Raw genomic sequence first — 15,098 nt, 5'->3', positions numbered from 1 at the left:
CCCGCACCGCGCAACGAAAACGATCGAAACGACGATAAAGGCAAGTCGAGGCGCTGAGCGTAAGATGCTACGACCAGCATCCCAGCCTCGGGAGATTTGCCATGCCACAGCATTTCGACGCAGTCGTGATCGGCACCGGACAAGGCGGTGCGCCGCTCGCCGTGCGCCTCGGGCAAAGCGGGCGTAAAACCGCGGTCATCGAACGGGCGGCTTTCGGCGGGACCTGTGTGAATGTCGGTTGCACGCCGACCAAATCGTATGTGGCGAGCGCTCGCGCGGCCCACGTGGCGCGTCATGCCGCGGAGTTGGGCGTACAGGTGGGCGGCGCGCTGAGCGTCGATCTGGCGGCGGTCAAGGCACGCAAGGACAGGATCATCGGCGAGTCGCGCGACGGCGTCGAGAAATGGCTGCGCGGCGCCGACAATGTCACCGTCTTCAACGGCCACGCACGCTTCACCGGCGCACATACGCTTACCGTCAGCGGCCCGGATGGCGCCGTGCTCCACGAACTCAGCGCCGACGAAATCTTCATCAATACCGGCACGCGCGCAGTTGTGCCGCCGCTCGACGGGATCGAGCGAATTCGCTACTACACCAACTCCAATCTGCTCGAACTGACGGAATTGCCGGACCATCTGGCGATTGTCGGCGGCAGCTATATCGCGCTTGAATTCGCGCAGATTTTTCGCCGTTTCGGCAGCCGGGTGACGGTGCTAGTGCGCGGTGAACGCATACTTACGCGCGAGGATGCCGACTTCGCCGATTCCGTGCAGAAGGTGCTGGCGCGCGAAGGCGTCGAGTTTATGTTCGGCGCTCAACCTTCGCGGGTCGAGCCGCATCCGCATCATGAGAACGAGATATGCATCGGCTTCGAGCAGAACATTCCCGCGCTCGAAGCGTCGCACGTGCTGTTCGCCACCGGGCGTGAACCGAATACCGACGATCTCGGCCTCGACGCCGCCGGTATCGCGCGGGACAAGCACGGCACGATTCCCGTCGACGGCCAGTTGCGCACCAACGTGCCGGGCATCTGGGCAATCGGCGACGTCAACGGACGCGGCGCGTTTACCCACACGTCTTACGACGATTTCCATATCGTTGCGGCCAATCTGCTCGACGGAGGCTCACGCAGCGTCGACACACGCATCATGGCGTATGCGGTATTTGTCGATCCGCCGCTTGCGCGTGTCGGGCTCTCCGAGGCCGATGTGCGCAAGGCCGGCCGCGATGCGCTGATCGCCACCATGCCGATGACGCGGGTAGGCCGCGCGCGTGAGCGCGGCGAGACCGACGGTTTCATGAAGGTGCTGGCCGACGCCGAGAGCAAGCAGATTCTTGGCGCCGCGATCCATGGCATCGAAGGCGACGAAGCGCTGCACACGTTTATTGACATCATGACCGCCGGCGCACCATATCCGACCTTGCAATACGCGATGCACATTCACCCTACCATCAGCGAATTGGTGCCGACTTTGCTCGACGGGCTCAAGCCGCTGAAATGAGCTGTGCGCCCGGCCGCAACCGCGGACCCAGGCGGCAGGTGGCAGGTGGCAGACCAAGCCGGAGCACACGCGATGAAACGCATAAGCAGCGGTCCAGGCAGCGGCAATCTCTTCGAGTTCGGCGCGCCGGCAAGCTCTGACGAGCAAGTCGACGCGCTCGTGGAAGACGCCGGCGTGAGCATCGAGCGGATCGTCTCCAGAGGGCACGCAAGTCCGCCGGACTTCTGGTATGACAGTCCGCGCGCCGAGTGGGTCGCGCTGCTGAGCGGCGCGGCTACCCTCGAATTCGAAGGCGAACGCGAGCCGCATCCGATGAAACCAGGTGACTACGTGCTGATCGAAGCGCATTGCCGACACCGGGTGGCGTGGACCAGCGACACCGAGCCGAGTGTATGGCTGGCGGTCTACACCCCGGAAGTTCCCCGCTGACGGGTGTTCAGACGCAGCCCGGCGGCGTCAGGCGTCGCCGGACAGGTTGATGGGCAGTGACCGATAACGAAGATTACGTCACCATAACGGGATTACACTCGAACTGGCACGTATCCTGGAGCGAGATCATGCATGATGCCGACCCCCAAAGCACGTTTCGCGGACTTCCGCTGACCCCGGAGCAGGACGCGGAGGTGAGACATTACATAAAAAAGCAGAAGCAGCAGGGCGCGCAGTGGGATACGCCGGAACTGGCGGCTATGCTGCACGATATGCTGGAGCCGCCGGGCGATGATGACGACGAATTCGATCCCGTTTTCGACGAAACGAAAGATGTCGCGGAACGTGCGGCGGCCTCGATCGACGAGTCGATGGATCCGATCGAGGCGAGCGAAGAGCGGCAAGCCGCCATGGAAGTCGAGGCGATGAAAGGCACGAAGCGCTAGGCTCGCGTGACCTGAACCACTGGCGAGCGGCGCTTATTGATCTTGGGTTTTGGCTTGGGTTTGGTCCTGGATCGGTCCTGCGCCGGCCGAGGTCGAGGCAGCGTGGCGTGGCGCTTGTGATTCCACCACGAATCAGGAAAAAAACATGAGCATTAGCATCGTCCAGCTCGGGTCGCCGAGAGCCGCCGACGAAGGCCTGCGGATCGGCACCGTTCGGCGACCGCCGCGCGGCGTGCCCAGGACGGAATTCGCGACTCGTGACTATTACGACGTGTGGCTGCCTAATCTGTCGCCCGCTGCGGAATTGATCAAAGACGCGAAAACGGCCGCGAGCGACGCCGAGTGGCGCGCATTTGCGAAAAAATTCCGCGCGCAGATGAACGATGGCGACGCCAGTAAGGTGTTGGACCTGCTTGCCGCACTGTCACAAACGACGCACTTTTCTGTCGGCTGCTACTGCGAGGACGAAAATCGGTGCCATCGCAGCATTCTTCGTCAATTGTTAAGCGAGCGCGGCGCGCTGATCCGCTGACGCGTGCCGCTGTGGCCGGTATTCGACAAGTCCGGTTGTCATCGCCGATAATCGGCGGCGTACGAAGCCTGACCGGGCTTCCAATCTCGACTACACAATCAGGAAACCGACCGATGGGCAAGGGACGCGTCGAAGCCTTCAGCGATGGCGTGATCGCCATCATCATCACGATCATGGTGCTCGAGTTGAAGGTGCCAGAGGGCCACGACCTCGCCGCGCTGCGCCCCGTGATTCCCGTGTTTTGCGCGTACGTGCTGAGCTTCATTTATGTCGGCATCTACTGGAACAATCACCACCACATGTTCCATGCCGTGCAGAAGGTCAATGGCGCGGTGCTCTGGGCCAATCTCCATCTGCTGTTCTGGTTGTCGCTGCTGCCGGCCGTCACGCACTGGATCGGCGAAAGCCATCTCGCCGCGTGGCCGGCCGCAATGTACGGCGGAGTGTTGTTCATGTCGGCGATTGCGTATTTCATTCTGACGCGTGCGCTGATCCGCGAGCACGGCACGGAGTCGACGATCGCCAAGGCGGTCGGCAGCGACTTCAAGGGCAAGGTTTCGGTCGTCATTTATCTGGCGGGCATGGTGCTGGCATTCGTGCAGCCGTGGCTCTCGGCCGCGCTCTACGCACTGGCTGCGGCGTGGTGGCTGGTGCCTGACCGGCGTATCGAACACATGATGGAAGCTTGATCATGTGGCCGGCGCTCGAACTCGCATCATGACTTCGCGTACCCACAGCGCCACCGCCACCCGAATCGGCCTGATCTCCGACACGCACAACCTCGTGCGTCCCGAAGCTCTGCAATATCTCGCCGGGTGCGATGCGATCATCCACGCGGGCGATATCTGCAATCAGGCGGTGCTCGATGCACTCGCGAGGATCGCGCCGCTTACCGCCGTGCGCGGCAATAACGACATCGCCGGGCCGGTCGCCTCGTTGCCGACACACGTCAAGCTGACTGTGCAACAGGTGACGATCCTCGTCGTGCACGATATCGCCGACGTAGGCGACGATCCGCGCGGTGAAGGCATCGGCGTGGTCGTGACGGGACACTCGCATAAGCCCGCGATCAGCGAGCGCGACGGCGTGCTGTTCATCAACCCGGGGAGTGCCGGGCCGAGGCGTTTCAAGTTGCCGATTTCCGCCGGCATGCTCGTTATCGAAGGCGCGCACGCAAGCGCGACATTCGATTTGCTGGTGACATAACAAAACGGGCCGGCAAATCTGCCGACCCGTTTGGGGACATGCGTGACTGGTTCGGCAACCGGCAATCGGCAACCGCACAACCCAGGATCAGGCGCGTGCCGTAGCCGTGGCTGCGTAGCGTTCGTCCATCTCCTGCGCCTCACGCTCGCCGCGCAGCACCGCATGCGCTTCCGCACGCGTGGCCACGCACGGACCCGAGCCTAGCAGCGGCTTGCGAGCCGTTTCACGCAGCGCCAGCACCGAGACGATACCGATCACCGAAGCACCCATCAGGTAGTAGGCGGGCATCATCAGATTGCCGGTGCTGTCGACCAGCCAGGCCGTCACGAGCGGCGTTGTTCCGCCGAACAGCGACACCGAAATGTTGAAGCCGATGGCGAGCGCGCCATAGCGGATTTTCGTCGGGAACAGCGCCGGCAGCGCCGACGGCATCACGCCGGTAAAGCACGACAGCAGCACGCCGAGAATCATCAGGCCGCTGAACACCGGCAGCATCGTGCCCATGCGAATCAGCAGCAGCGCGGGAATCGACAGCGCGAACAGACCCACGCAACCGAACAGCATCACCGGCTTGCGGCCGATCGTGTCGGACAGGCGGCCGGCTGCGAGCGTCATCGGCATCATTAGCACCATCACGAGCAGCACGAGGAACAGGCCGTGCGTTTCGTTGAAGTGCAGCGTGGCCGACAGATAGCTCGGCAGATACGAGAGCGCCATGTAATCGGTGACGTTGAAGATCAGCACGAGGCCGACGCACAGCAGAAGCGGCTTCCATTGCTGCATCAGCAATTCGCGGAAAGACTGCTTCGGGAGCGCCTTGTCTTCGGCTTCGCGCTGCTCGGCCTGCTTCTTGAACGCGGGCGTTTCTTCGAGCTTCATCCGAATGTACAGGCCGATCAGACCCAGCGGACCCGCGATCAGGAACGGCACACGCCAGCCCCAGGAAAGCAGGGCCTCGCTCGACAGCGTCGCCGTCAGGAGTGTGACGGTACCCGCGCCGAGCACGTAGCCGATCAGCGTGCCGAATTCGAGGAAGCTGCCCATGAAGCCGCGGCGCTTGTCCGTCGAGAACTCGGCGATGAAAGTCGCGGCGCCGCCGTACTCACCACCCGTCGAGAAGCCCTGCACGAGACGCGCGACCAGCAGCAACACCGGCGCGAAAATACCGATGCTCGCATAGCTCGGAATCAGGCCGATCGCGAGGGTGCCGGCCGCCATCATGATCATGGTCATCGCCAGCACGCGCTGACGGCCGATGCGGTCGCCCAGCGGCCCGAACACCATGCCGCCGAGCGGCCGCACCAGGAACGCCGCGGCAAACGTGCCGAAGGTAGCGAGCAACTGGGCGGATGGATTCGACGACGGGAAGAATACTTTGCCGAGCGTGACAGCGATGTAGCTGTACACGCCGAAATCGAACCATTCCATCGCGTTACCGAGCGCCATGGCGCCGACGGCCCGCTTGAGGAGGGATTTGTCGACGACGGTGATGTCGTCGAGGGAGAGGCGTTGTTCTTCTTTGTGGTTTCGCCAGAAGCCGTTGCTGGAAGCGGTCAAGGTGAAAACTCCAATGACTGCGACGAAACTCATGCAAACGCACATGAACGTTCCGCCACGGGTGCTGGGGGAAGTGCAGTTTCGCGAGTAGCGCGATGGCGTCTTCCTCGCCGGCAGGCGATAGAAGGGGGCGTGGAAAAGAAAATAAAACGCCCGTGCCTCGCGAACGAATCGCGAAAAAACACTCGTCTAGATTGTGCTGACTGTTGCATCTGCGTGGCCGTGGAAGGGGGGCAGATGCATGAGGACGCTGGGGTGGCTGAAAGCTGGCCCACGCGCCGCTGGAAGGCTTGAAACGAAAAAGGCCGGTGCTTTATTTGCCGCTTATGCAGAGTTCAAGCGGGGAAACGACCGACAAGCCTTCTTGTATAAAAACTGTCCGATTCAGGGGGCGGCGCACCGCAAAATGGCACGCGTAAATCACTCTGAAAAGAACGCGAATGAAGGTGAAATGCTGTTGGAACGAGGCACATGATAGCACGATGACGGAGGATCGTGCAAACCCGGTGCGCGCGGGCCGTCCCCGGAAAGGCGCTCAATCCCTTGCCGGGTGGGGGATTCAGCGGATCGCGAAGGTATGGAAAAGCGGCTTAAAGCGGCCTGAAAATGTACTGACTGGTGAAGCCGGAGGCGCCCCTAAGAAGGACCGGTGAACGGAAAACAGACGAAAAAAATCCGCGCACCTGGCGCGGATTTTTTGTCTGACCCGCTTCAGTTCGGCGAGCGAGGCCGATGCCGGGGGCAGGCAATTATTCAGCCGGCGGCGGCACATAACCCTGCGCCGTATCCGCGCCTTCGCCGAAGAAGAATTTTTCCGTCTGCTTCATCAGATATTGGCGTGCGCGCGGATCGGCCATGTTCAGGCGGTTTTCGTTGATCAGCATGGTTTGCTGCTTCAACCAGGCTTGCCACGCTTCCTTCGAGATGCTTTCGTAGATCCGCTTGCCGAGTTCTCCCGGCAGCGGCGGGAAATCGAGGCCTTCGGCTTCCTTGCCGAGTTTCGCGCATTGAACCATACGAGTCATGCTGTGTTTCTCCTTTGTCGACCGGAGTGAGTGCTTCAGCGCTTGCTCTCCGGTCTCATAAAAAATAGTTACGGCGCCCAGCCGCTTTATATAGGGACGTTCAGAGCTGTTTCATCAGTACGAGCGACTTGCGCTGCCAGTTATAGAGCCGGCGACGGTCTTCCGGCAGGTCGTCGACCGTGACCTTGACGAAGCCGCGCTTGAGGAACCAGTGTTCGGTACGTGTGGTGAGCACGAAAATCCGCGTCAAGCCACGCGCCCGTGCGCGTTGTTCGATGCGTTTGAGCAGACGTTCGCCGTCGCCGGTGCCTTGCGCTTCAGGCGCGACCGTGAGACAGGCCATTTCGCCGATGCGCTCCTGCGGGTACGGGTACAGCGCCGCGCAGCCGAACAGCACGCCATCGTGCTCGATCACCGAGAAATGGTCGATGTCGCGTTCGATCTGGTGGCGGCCGCGGCGCACCAGCGTGCCGTCGGATTCGAGCGGTTCGATCAGCGAGAGAATGCCGCCGACGTCGTCCGGTGTGGCTTCGCGCAGGCTTTCGAGGTTCTCGTACGAAATCATCGTGCCCACGCCGTCGTGCAGGAACAGTTCGAGCAGCAGGCTGCCGTCGAGCGCGTAGGGGATGATATGCGCCCGCGCCACGCCGCCTCGGCAGGCGCGGATCGAATGTTTCAGGTAGAAGCCCGCGTCGCCGGTGACTTCGCCGCTTTCATGCAGCTTGTAGGCGTCGTCGAGCGACAGCTCGCGCACCAGTTCGGGGCCGTCTTCGCCGGCCTCCATCAGGCCTGGCGTTTCGGTCAGGAACACGATCTTGTCGGCGCGCAGCGCGATCGCGGCGGCCGAGGCGACGTCTTCCATCGACAGATTGAAGGCCTCGCCGGTGGGCGAGAAGCCGAGCGGCGAGAGCAGCACCAGTTTGCGGCTCGCGAGCGAATGACGGATCGAATCCGCGTCGATCTTGCGCACCACGCCGGTGTGCTGGAAATCGACGCCGTCGAGAATGCCGACCGGTCGCGCCGTCACGAAGTTGCCGGACACCACGCTGATGTGCGCGTGGGCCATCGGCGTGTTCGGCAGGCCCTGACTGATCGCCGCCTCGATATCCAGACGCACTTCGCCGGCCGCTTCTTTCGCCGATTCGAGCGCGCGCGCATCGGTAATGCGCATGCCGTGCGAGAACTCGGACTCCACGCCGTGCAGGCTCATCTGCTCTTCGACCTGCGGCCGCGAGCCGTGCACCAGCACGATCTGGATGCCCATCGCCTGCAGCAGCGCGATATCGGACACCAGCGCGTTCAGGAGCCCCTGATGCACCACTTCGCCGCCGAAACCGACGACAAACGTCTTGTTACGGAACGCATGGATGTAAGGGGCGACTGAGCGCATCCAGTCGACAAATTGCGCATGCTGGGCGAGATCTTCCGTTGCTCCGGCGGGGGCCGGAACGCTCGCGGGCGCGGGGACGAGGTCGGTTTGGGAATTCATGCCGGGGATTATAATGCGCCCCCATGTCGAATGTACCCAAAAGTCCCGCTACGGCGAACGAGAATTCAGCGCCGGCCGCCGATCCGAAGAACGCCGGCAACACGCAGCGCCGCCACGCGCAGGACGCAGACCGCAACGCACCGAAAACGGCGCGCGAGCCGCGTCGTGGCGCGGACGACGCGCAAGCGCCCGCGCCCAGCAAAAATCCCTCTCAGGGCGGCCGTCGCGAGGCCGCCGTGGCCGCGCAAAAAGCGCCGCAAACGGACGATGCCGGGCGCAATGCACGCCGTGAAGCGCGCCCGCCACGCCCGCCACGCCCGCAGCGCGTCGTCGAGCCGAATCCGATTCCACCGATCACGTTCCCCGAAGCGCTGCCGGTTTCCGGCCGCCGCGAAGAGATTGCACGCGCGATCGCACAGAATCAGGTCGTGATCGTCTGCGGCGAGACCGGTTCGGGCAAGACGACCCAGTTGCCGAAAATCTGCCTCGAACTTGGGCGCGGTCTCGGCGCGGGCGGCACCGGTCTGATCGGCCATACGCAGCCGCGCCGGATCGCGGCATCGGCAACGGGCCGGCGGATCGCGGAAGAACTCGGCACGCCGTTCGGCGAAGTGGTCGGCTACAAGGTGCGTTTCACCGATAACCTGTCGCCCGGCGCGTCGGTCAAACTGATGACCGACGGCATTCTGCTCGCCGAAACGCAGACCGATCCGCTGCTCAAGGCGTACGACACGCTGATCATCGACGAGGCGCACGAGCGCAGCCTGAACATCGATTTTCTGCTCGGCTATCTGAAGGAAATTCTCGTCAAGCGTCCCGATCTGAAGCTGATCGTGACCTCGGCGACGATCGACGCCGACCGTTTCGCGCGCCATTTCGGCAGCGACGAGAAACCCGCGCCGGTCATCGAAGTCAGCGGCCGGCTCTATCCGGTCGAAGTGCGTTACCGTCCAGTCGTGGAAGACAGTCCGGCGGTGAAGGCGGCACAAGGGACCTCGTCCTCGACAGCGTCGCGCGAGGCGCGCGAGCGGCCGAAAACCCAGCGCGAGACAGACCGCGATCTGATGGAAGCGATCGTCGACGCCGTCGACGAACTGTGCCGCGAAGGTCCCGGCGACGTGCTGGTGTTCCTGCCGGGCGAGCGCGAAATTCGCGATGCCGCTGAAGCGCTGCGCAAGCATCATCCGCCGCACACGGAAATTCTGCCGCTGTTCGCGCGCCTCTCGGCCGCGGAACAGGAACGCGTGTTCCGCACGTCGAACGCGCGCCGTATCGTGCTGGCCACCAACGTCGCCGAAACCTCGCTGACGGTGCCCGGGATTCGCTACGTGGTCGACACGGGTCTGGCGCGCGTGAAGCGCTACTCGTACCGCAACAAGGTCGAACAATTGCAGGTCGAGTCGATTTCGCAAGCGGCCGCGAATCAGCGGGCAGGGCGTTGCGGCCGGGTGGCCGACGGCGTCTGCATTCGTCTGTATGAGGAAAGTGACTTTCAGGGCCGAGTGCGCTTCACCGATCCGGAAATCTTGCGCTCGTCGCTGGCGTCGGTGATTTTGCGGATGAAGTCGCTGCACCTGACGGCGATCGAAACGTTTCCGTTCATCGAGCCGCCGCCGGGCCGCGCGATCGCCGATGGTTACCAGCTGCTCAACGAACTCGGCGCGGTTGACGACGACAACCAGCTCACGCCGCTTGGGCGAGAGCTCGCGCGCCTGCCGCTCGATCCGCGTATCGGCCGGATGATTCTCGCCGCGCGCGACCAGCAGGCGCTCAAGGAAGTGCTCATCATTGCCAGCGCGTTGTCGGTGCAGGACCCGCGCGACCGGCCGATCGAAGCGCAGGAGCAGGCTGATCAGGCACATCGCCGTTTCGCCGATGAGCGCTCCGAATTCCTCCAGTGGCTGAAAATCTGGAACTGGTTCGAAGAGGCGATCGCGCACAAGAAGTCGAACAAGCAGTTGCACGACGAGTGCCGCAAGAACTTCCTGTCGCAACTGCGGCTGCGCGAATGGCGCGATGTGCATTCGCAGCTGCTGACGGTGGTGCGCGAACACGGCTGGCGTCTGAACGAAGCCGAAGCGACCTTCGAGCAGATTCATCTGGCGCTGTTGACCGGCCTGCTCGGCAACATCGGCCTGAAAGCCGACGACGAACCGTATTACCTCGGTGCGCGCGGCATCAAGTTCTATCTGTGGCCTGGGTCCGCGCTGGTGAAGAAGGCGGGCAAGTGGGTGATGGCCGCGGAACTGGTCGAAACGAGCCGGCTGTACGCACGCTGTATCGCGAAGATCGAGCCGGAGTGGATCGAGAAGATCGGCTCGCATCTGCTGAAAAAATCGCTCTCGGAGCCACATTGGGAGAAGCGCGCGGCGCAGGTGTCGGCGTTTGAGCGCGCGATGCTGTACGGCCTGCCGATCTATCACCGGCGGCGCGTGAGCTTCGGCAAGCAGGACCCGTCGCGGGCGCGCGAGCTGTTCATTCGCGGCGCACTGGTGGAAGGCGAATTCGATACGAAGCTGGCGTTTTTCGCGCATAACCGCAAGCTGCTCGCCGATATCGAGCAACTGGAACACAAGTCGCGCCGTCAGGACGTGCTGGTCGACGACGAGCTGATCTTCGGCTTCTACGATCAGGCGATTCCGCAAGGCATATACACCGGGGCATCGTTCGAGCGCTGGTATCGCGACGAGCTGAAAAAGAGCGGCCAGCAGGAAGACAAGCTGCGGCTGTTGTATCTGTCGCGCGACGATCTGATGCGGCACGAAGCCGCCGGGGTGACGACCGATCTGTTCCCGAAGCGGATGACGATGGCGGGCGTCGAGATGACGCTCAGCTATCACTTCGAACCCGGTTCGCCGCGCGACGGCGTGACGCTCGCGGTGCCGCTCTATGCGTTGAATCAGGTCGACGCGCGACGCTGCGAATGGCTTGTGCCCGGCATGCTGAAAGAGAAGACGCAACTGCTGCTGAAATCGCTGCCGCAGAAGCTGCGGCGTCATTGCGTGCCTCTGCCCGAGTTCGCGGCGGGTTTCGTCGAGCGGCACAGCGGTCCGCGCTTCGGCGCGGGCGGTTTGCTCGAGTCGCTGATTGCGGACATTCGCGAGCAGACTCAGGTCGCGATGAAGCAATCGGACTTCAAGCTCGAGACGTTGACACCGCATCTGTTCATGAACTTCAAGGTGATCGACGAGCATGGCCGCCAGCTCGCGATGGGCCGCAACCTGTCGCAACTGCGCGCCGAACTCGGCGGCCAGGCGCAGCAGCATTTCCAGAAGATCGCGTCGGGGGCGGCCGGGATAGCGTTGGCGGATGCGGGCGGCGGTGGTGGGGTGGCCGCTGCTGTGCAAGCCGGCGGTTCGGGTGGTGCGGATCGCGCGGGATCGCGCGGTAAGAGCGCTGCCGTACCTGGTCCGCAAACCGCGTCGCAAGACGGCACGCAAGGCACCGCGCTGTACGAAAAGCTGACGACGTGGAATTTCGGCAAACTCCCCGAGTTGCTGGAAATTCGCCGCGGCGGCCAGACGTTGTTCGGCTATCCGGCACTCGTCGATCGTGGCACGCACTGCGATGTCGAAGTGTTCGATTCACCCGATGAAGCCGCGCGTATCCATCGCGCCGGGCTGCGTCGATTGTTCGCGCTGCAGTTGAAAGAGCCGATCAAATACCTGGAAAAGAACCTCCCGGGGCTGCGCGAAATGGCGATGCAGTTCATGCCGCGCGGCACCCAGGAAGAACTGCGCGATCAACTGATCGACACCGCGCTCGATCGCGCGTGTCTGCAGGACCCGCTGCCCGACGACGACGTCAGCTTCCACACGCGCCGCGACGAGGGCCGCAGCCGGTTGACTTTGCTGGCGCAGGAGATTGCGCGGCTGGTGGGGCAGATCCTGAGCGAATATGCGACCGTGACAAAGAAGCTGGTGCAGGCCAGGTCCTTCACCGCCGCGCATTCGGACATGCAGAATCAGCTCGACGGGCTGATCGGCAAGCGCTTTGTCGTCGATACGCCGTATCCGCAACTGGCGCATTTCCCGCGCTATCTGAAGGGCATTGCGCTGCGCATCGACAAGCTGAAGGCGGACTCCGCGCGCGATGCAAGGCAGTTCGCCGAATTCCAGCCGCTCTTGCAGAACTACCAGCGTGCGCTTGCGCAACGCGGTGGGGTGCTGGATACGCGCTTGTCGGAATTCCGCTGGTTGCTCGAGGAATTGCGGATTTCGCTATTCGCGCAGGAGTTGCGCACGCCAATGCCGGTATCGGTGAAGCGTCTCTATAAGGTGTGGGAATCGATGCAGCGCTGAGGGCGCTTGGCGGCATGCATGTGCGCCATCGCTGGCGGCGGGGCGCGCGCGGTATTGCGCGCAAAAAAGCGCGCAATACCACTCCTTGTGAGAATGACATCGCGCGTAAAGGCGCGGGCCCTTCGGGACCCGAGCCAGCTCGCTACATGACGACAACGCTAAAGTCATCACCGTGACCGGTTCGGATCGAGCCGGTCCTGCTTCCTGCGTGTGCGCCTTACCAATGCATGCCGGCGCCGAGCGACGCGCCGAATTGGCCGCGCGAGTCGGACGTGCCTTGCACCTTGTAGACCCACTTGCCCGTTTCAGACAGTTGCGACACACCGATTGCCACTGCCGATTGGCCCCCATAGGTGCCACCGGCCATTGCAATCATGCCGCGCCCCGGCAGCACCGCTTGCGGCAGGCCCGCGACGGCCAGCGCCGAGGCCGTGCCGCCATACGCATCGCGGCGGGCCGAGCGGATCTGGTCGTCGGTATAGCGGTTGGCCTGACCGACGGCGCCGCTCACACTTTGTTGCAGCTGATTGACGTTGACCGCATCCGTGCCTTGCACGCCGGCCGCGACGTTGGTGATCTGCCGCTCCTGTCCCGCCGCGCCGACCGATACCGTATTCGCCCGCTCCGCGACCGAGCCTTGACCCAACGCGACCGAGTTGTCGGCGCCGGCGTTCGCCGAGGCGCCGAGCGCGGTGGCGTTATTGCCGCTCGCAACGGAGTTCGCGCCCATTGCCACCGCGTTGGTGCCCGTCGCTTGCGCGCTCGCGCCCGCCGCTACCGCGTTGGTGCCCGTCGCTTGCGCGCTCGCACCCGCCGCTACCGCATTGGCACCCGTGGCTTGCGCATTCGCGCCCGCGGCGACGCTGTGCGTGCCGCTGGCCACCGCGCCTTCCGTATTGCTATCGCCTTGCGCGCCGAAGAACGGATCGGCCGTATTGACGGCAATGTTGCTGACCGCGCCGCTGATGGCCGCATTCAATTGGCCGAGATTGACGGCGTCGGTAGCGTCCACGCCGTTCGCGACGTTATGGAGCACGGTGGCGCCGCTTGCGGCATCGCCACCCAGCGTGACGCTGTTCCGGTTCACCGTGCCGTCGGCGTTGGTGTCGTACATGAGGGCGCCGTCGACCTTGACGGCAGCCGCATCCGCCTGGGCTGCGACCGCTTTGAGCTGCGCGACATTGACCGCGTCGCGATCGTCGCGGCCCGGGGCGAGACTGCTGATCGTGCGGTTGCCGACGTTGACTTCCCCCATCGAATTCTGTGGAACCGCCAGGCCATATGCGGTATAGCCCGTCTGCGCGCCGAATCGGGTCACCGAACTGGCGCCGAGCGCCACACTGTTGCCGTGGATGGCCCACGCGTTGTCGCCCAGCGCGAGGCTGTCTGTTCCGGTGGCGCGGGCGGCGTTACCGATTGCGATGGCGGCGACGCCCGTGGCACCGGCGTTGCTGCCGAGCGCAATTGCGCCGCCCATGCTCGCGGTCGCGCCCGCGCCTATCGCGACCGCTTCCGTCGCCGTGGCGGACGCGAGTCTGCCGGCTGCAAGCGCATTCGTGCCGGCGAGAGCGGATGCGTCGTCGGTGCCGTTGTCCGCGCCGTCGGCCTTGAAGTAGTGCGGCTTGCCGGCATCGGCGAGCGCCTTCAGCTGTCCGACGTTGACGGCGTCCTGATCGGCCGAGCCGGCTGCGAGGCCGCTCAGGGTGCGATTGCCGATGTTCACTTCGCCGTTCGAATCTTGCGTAGCCGCGAGGCCGAACGCGTGGTAACCGGTTTGCGCGCCGAACAGGGTGACGGAGCCGGCGCCGAGCGCGACACTGTTGTCGTGCAGGGCCCATGCGTTTGCGCCGAGCGCGGCGCTGGTGGCCGCGCTGGCCCGGGCGCTGTCCCCGAGCGCGAGCGCGGACCTGCCGGCGGCGCTGGCGCTGCTGCCGAACGCCGTCGCGCCGCGCACATTGGCTACGGCGCCGAAGCCGATTGCGGTAGCTGCCTGGGCCGAGGCGTTGGCTTGCGCGCCCAGCGAGGTCGCACCGGTGTCAGTTGCCGAAGCCAGCGCGCCGAGGGCCGTGCTGTTGACCGCAATGGCTGACGCGCGCATGCCGCCGGCGAAGGCGCCAGACAGCTGCGCAAGCGCCTCGTGGCCGAGCGCGACCGCGCTCAGGCCCGTGGCGCTTGCCAGCACCCCCAACGCGACCGAGTTCGGGCCGCTGGCGTAGGCCTTCATGCCGGCTGCGAGCGCCGACATGTTCGGCGCCGCATAGGCTTCGAATTGCGAGGGGCCGGAGCCGCTGGCGTCGAAATATAGTGTGGCGGCGGTGCCCGCGGCGTGGGCGGTGGGCACACTTGCCCATAGCACGGCCGCGGCGACGGCGACTCTCGTTCCTGACGTTTCACACCACCTGCCTGATTGGTAAGCCTTATTCATATTCTTAAATCGCTCCTCGGAATGACGAACGTGAACATCGCGTGAAATGAGGGCGATTCGAAAGGCATCATCGCCCTTGTTTATTACGCGCAATAAAGCACTGCGAATAACATATTTCTGTTATTCATTTTCGTGCTTTAAAAAGTGGCTGCGCGTCGAGTCGCCGGCCTCATGCCTTGATGTTCG

12 protein-coding genes are annotated in these 15,098 nt (G+C 63.8%); 8 read left to right on the top strand and 4 right to left on the bottom strand.

All coding sequences use genetic code 11. The features are described from left to right. Positions 1-101 precede the first annotated feature (101 nt). The 6 genes from AC57B6_RS13900 to AC57B6_RS13875 all read left to right on the top strand — a co-directional run bounded on the left by AC57B6_RS13900 (position 102) and on the right by AC57B6_RS13875 (position 4,115). Positions 102-1,502, top strand: a complete 1,401-nt coding sequence (locus AC57B6_RS13900) for an FAD-containing oxidoreductase (RefSeq protein WP_496421535.1) — start codon at positions 102-104, stop codon at positions 1,500-1,502. A 72-nt stretch (positions 1,503-1,574) separates the two neighbouring features. Further along, complete coding sequence (locus AC57B6_RS13895; RefSeq protein WP_454806156.1) at positions 1,575-1,931, top strand: cupin domain-containing protein; 357 nt, start codon at positions 1,575-1,577, stop codon at positions 1,929-1,931. A gap of 128 nt (positions 1,932-2,059) precedes the next feature. Further along, complete coding sequence (locus AC57B6_RS13890) at positions 2,060-2,377, top strand: hypothetical protein (protein ID WP_106351481.1); 318 nt, start codon at positions 2,060-2,062, stop codon at positions 2,375-2,377. 145 nt (positions 2,378-2,522) lie between these two features. After that, entirely contained in the window at positions 2,523-2,909 is a 387-nt protein-coding gene (locus AC57B6_RS13885; RefSeq protein WP_046568507.1) for a DUF488 domain-containing protein, read from the top strand. A gap of 113 nt (positions 2,910-3,022) precedes the next feature. Next, complete coding sequence (locus AC57B6_RS13880; RefSeq protein ID WP_030101666.1) at positions 3,023-3,598, top strand: TMEM175 family protein; 576 nt, start codon at positions 3,023-3,025, stop codon at positions 3,596-3,598. Between the two features lie 28 nt (positions 3,599-3,626). After that, on the top strand, positions 3,627-4,115 hold the full coding sequence (locus AC57B6_RS13875) for a metallophosphoesterase family protein (RefSeq protein ID WP_183798566.1): 489 nt from the start codon (positions 3,627-3,629) through the stop codon (positions 4,113-4,115). Positions 4,116-4,202: 87 nt separating this feature from the next. On the opposite strand, the gene proP is transcribed toward AC57B6_RS13875, so the two are convergent. Beyond that, positions 4,203-5,705, bottom strand: a complete 1,503-nt coding sequence (proP, locus tag AC57B6_RS13870) for a glycine betaine/L-proline transporter ProP (RefSeq protein WP_496421534.1) — start codon at positions 5,703-5,705, stop codon at positions 4,203-4,205. A 208-nt stretch (positions 5,706-5,913) separates the two neighbouring features. Here proP and AC57B6_RS13865 point away from each other — a divergent pair, with 208 nt between their 5' ends. Continuing rightward, complete coding sequence (locus tag AC57B6_RS13865) at positions 5,914-6,147, top strand: hypothetical protein (protein ID WP_127837937.1); 234 nt, start codon at positions 5,914-5,916, stop codon at positions 6,145-6,147. Positions 6,148-6,421: 274 nt separating this feature from the next. On the opposite strand, the gene AC57B6_RS13860 is transcribed toward AC57B6_RS13865, so the two are convergent. After that, a complete protein-coding gene (locus tag AC57B6_RS13860) occupies positions 6,422-6,697 on the bottom strand; it encodes an oxidative damage protection protein (protein WP_027775455.1) in 276 nt (91 codons plus the stop codon). Between the two features lie 100 nt (positions 6,698-6,797). Continuing rightward, positions 6,798-8,186 (bottom strand): amino-acid N-acetyltransferase, encoded by a 1,389-nt coding sequence (gene argA, locus AC57B6_RS13855; protein WP_028199458.1) that lies wholly within the window; start codon positions 8,184-8,186, stop codon positions 6,798-6,800. A gap of 23 nt (positions 8,187-8,209) precedes the next feature. Here argA and hrpA point away from each other — a divergent pair, with 23 nt between their 5' ends. Then, positions 8,210-12,487: an ATP-dependent RNA helicase HrpA gene (hrpA, locus tag AC57B6_RS13850; protein WP_496421533.1), complete on the top strand. Its 4,278-nt coding sequence runs from the start codon at positions 8,210-8,212 to the stop codon at positions 12,485-12,487. 217 nt (positions 12,488-12,704) lie between these two features. Here the strand turns inward: hrpA and AC57B6_RS13845 are convergent, their stop codons facing one another. Next, a complete protein-coding gene (locus tag AC57B6_RS13845) occupies positions 12,705-14,912 on the bottom strand; it encodes a YadA family autotransporter adhesin (protein WP_496421532.1) in 2,208 nt (735 codons plus the stop codon). Between the last annotated feature and the right edge of the window lie 186 nt (positions 14,913-15,098).

The sequence above is a fragment of the Paraburkholderia sp. BGA-UO-ETr-F12 genome (genome assembly GCF_059567945.1).
This window is presented reverse-complemented; position numbering and strand designations above follow the sequence as displayed.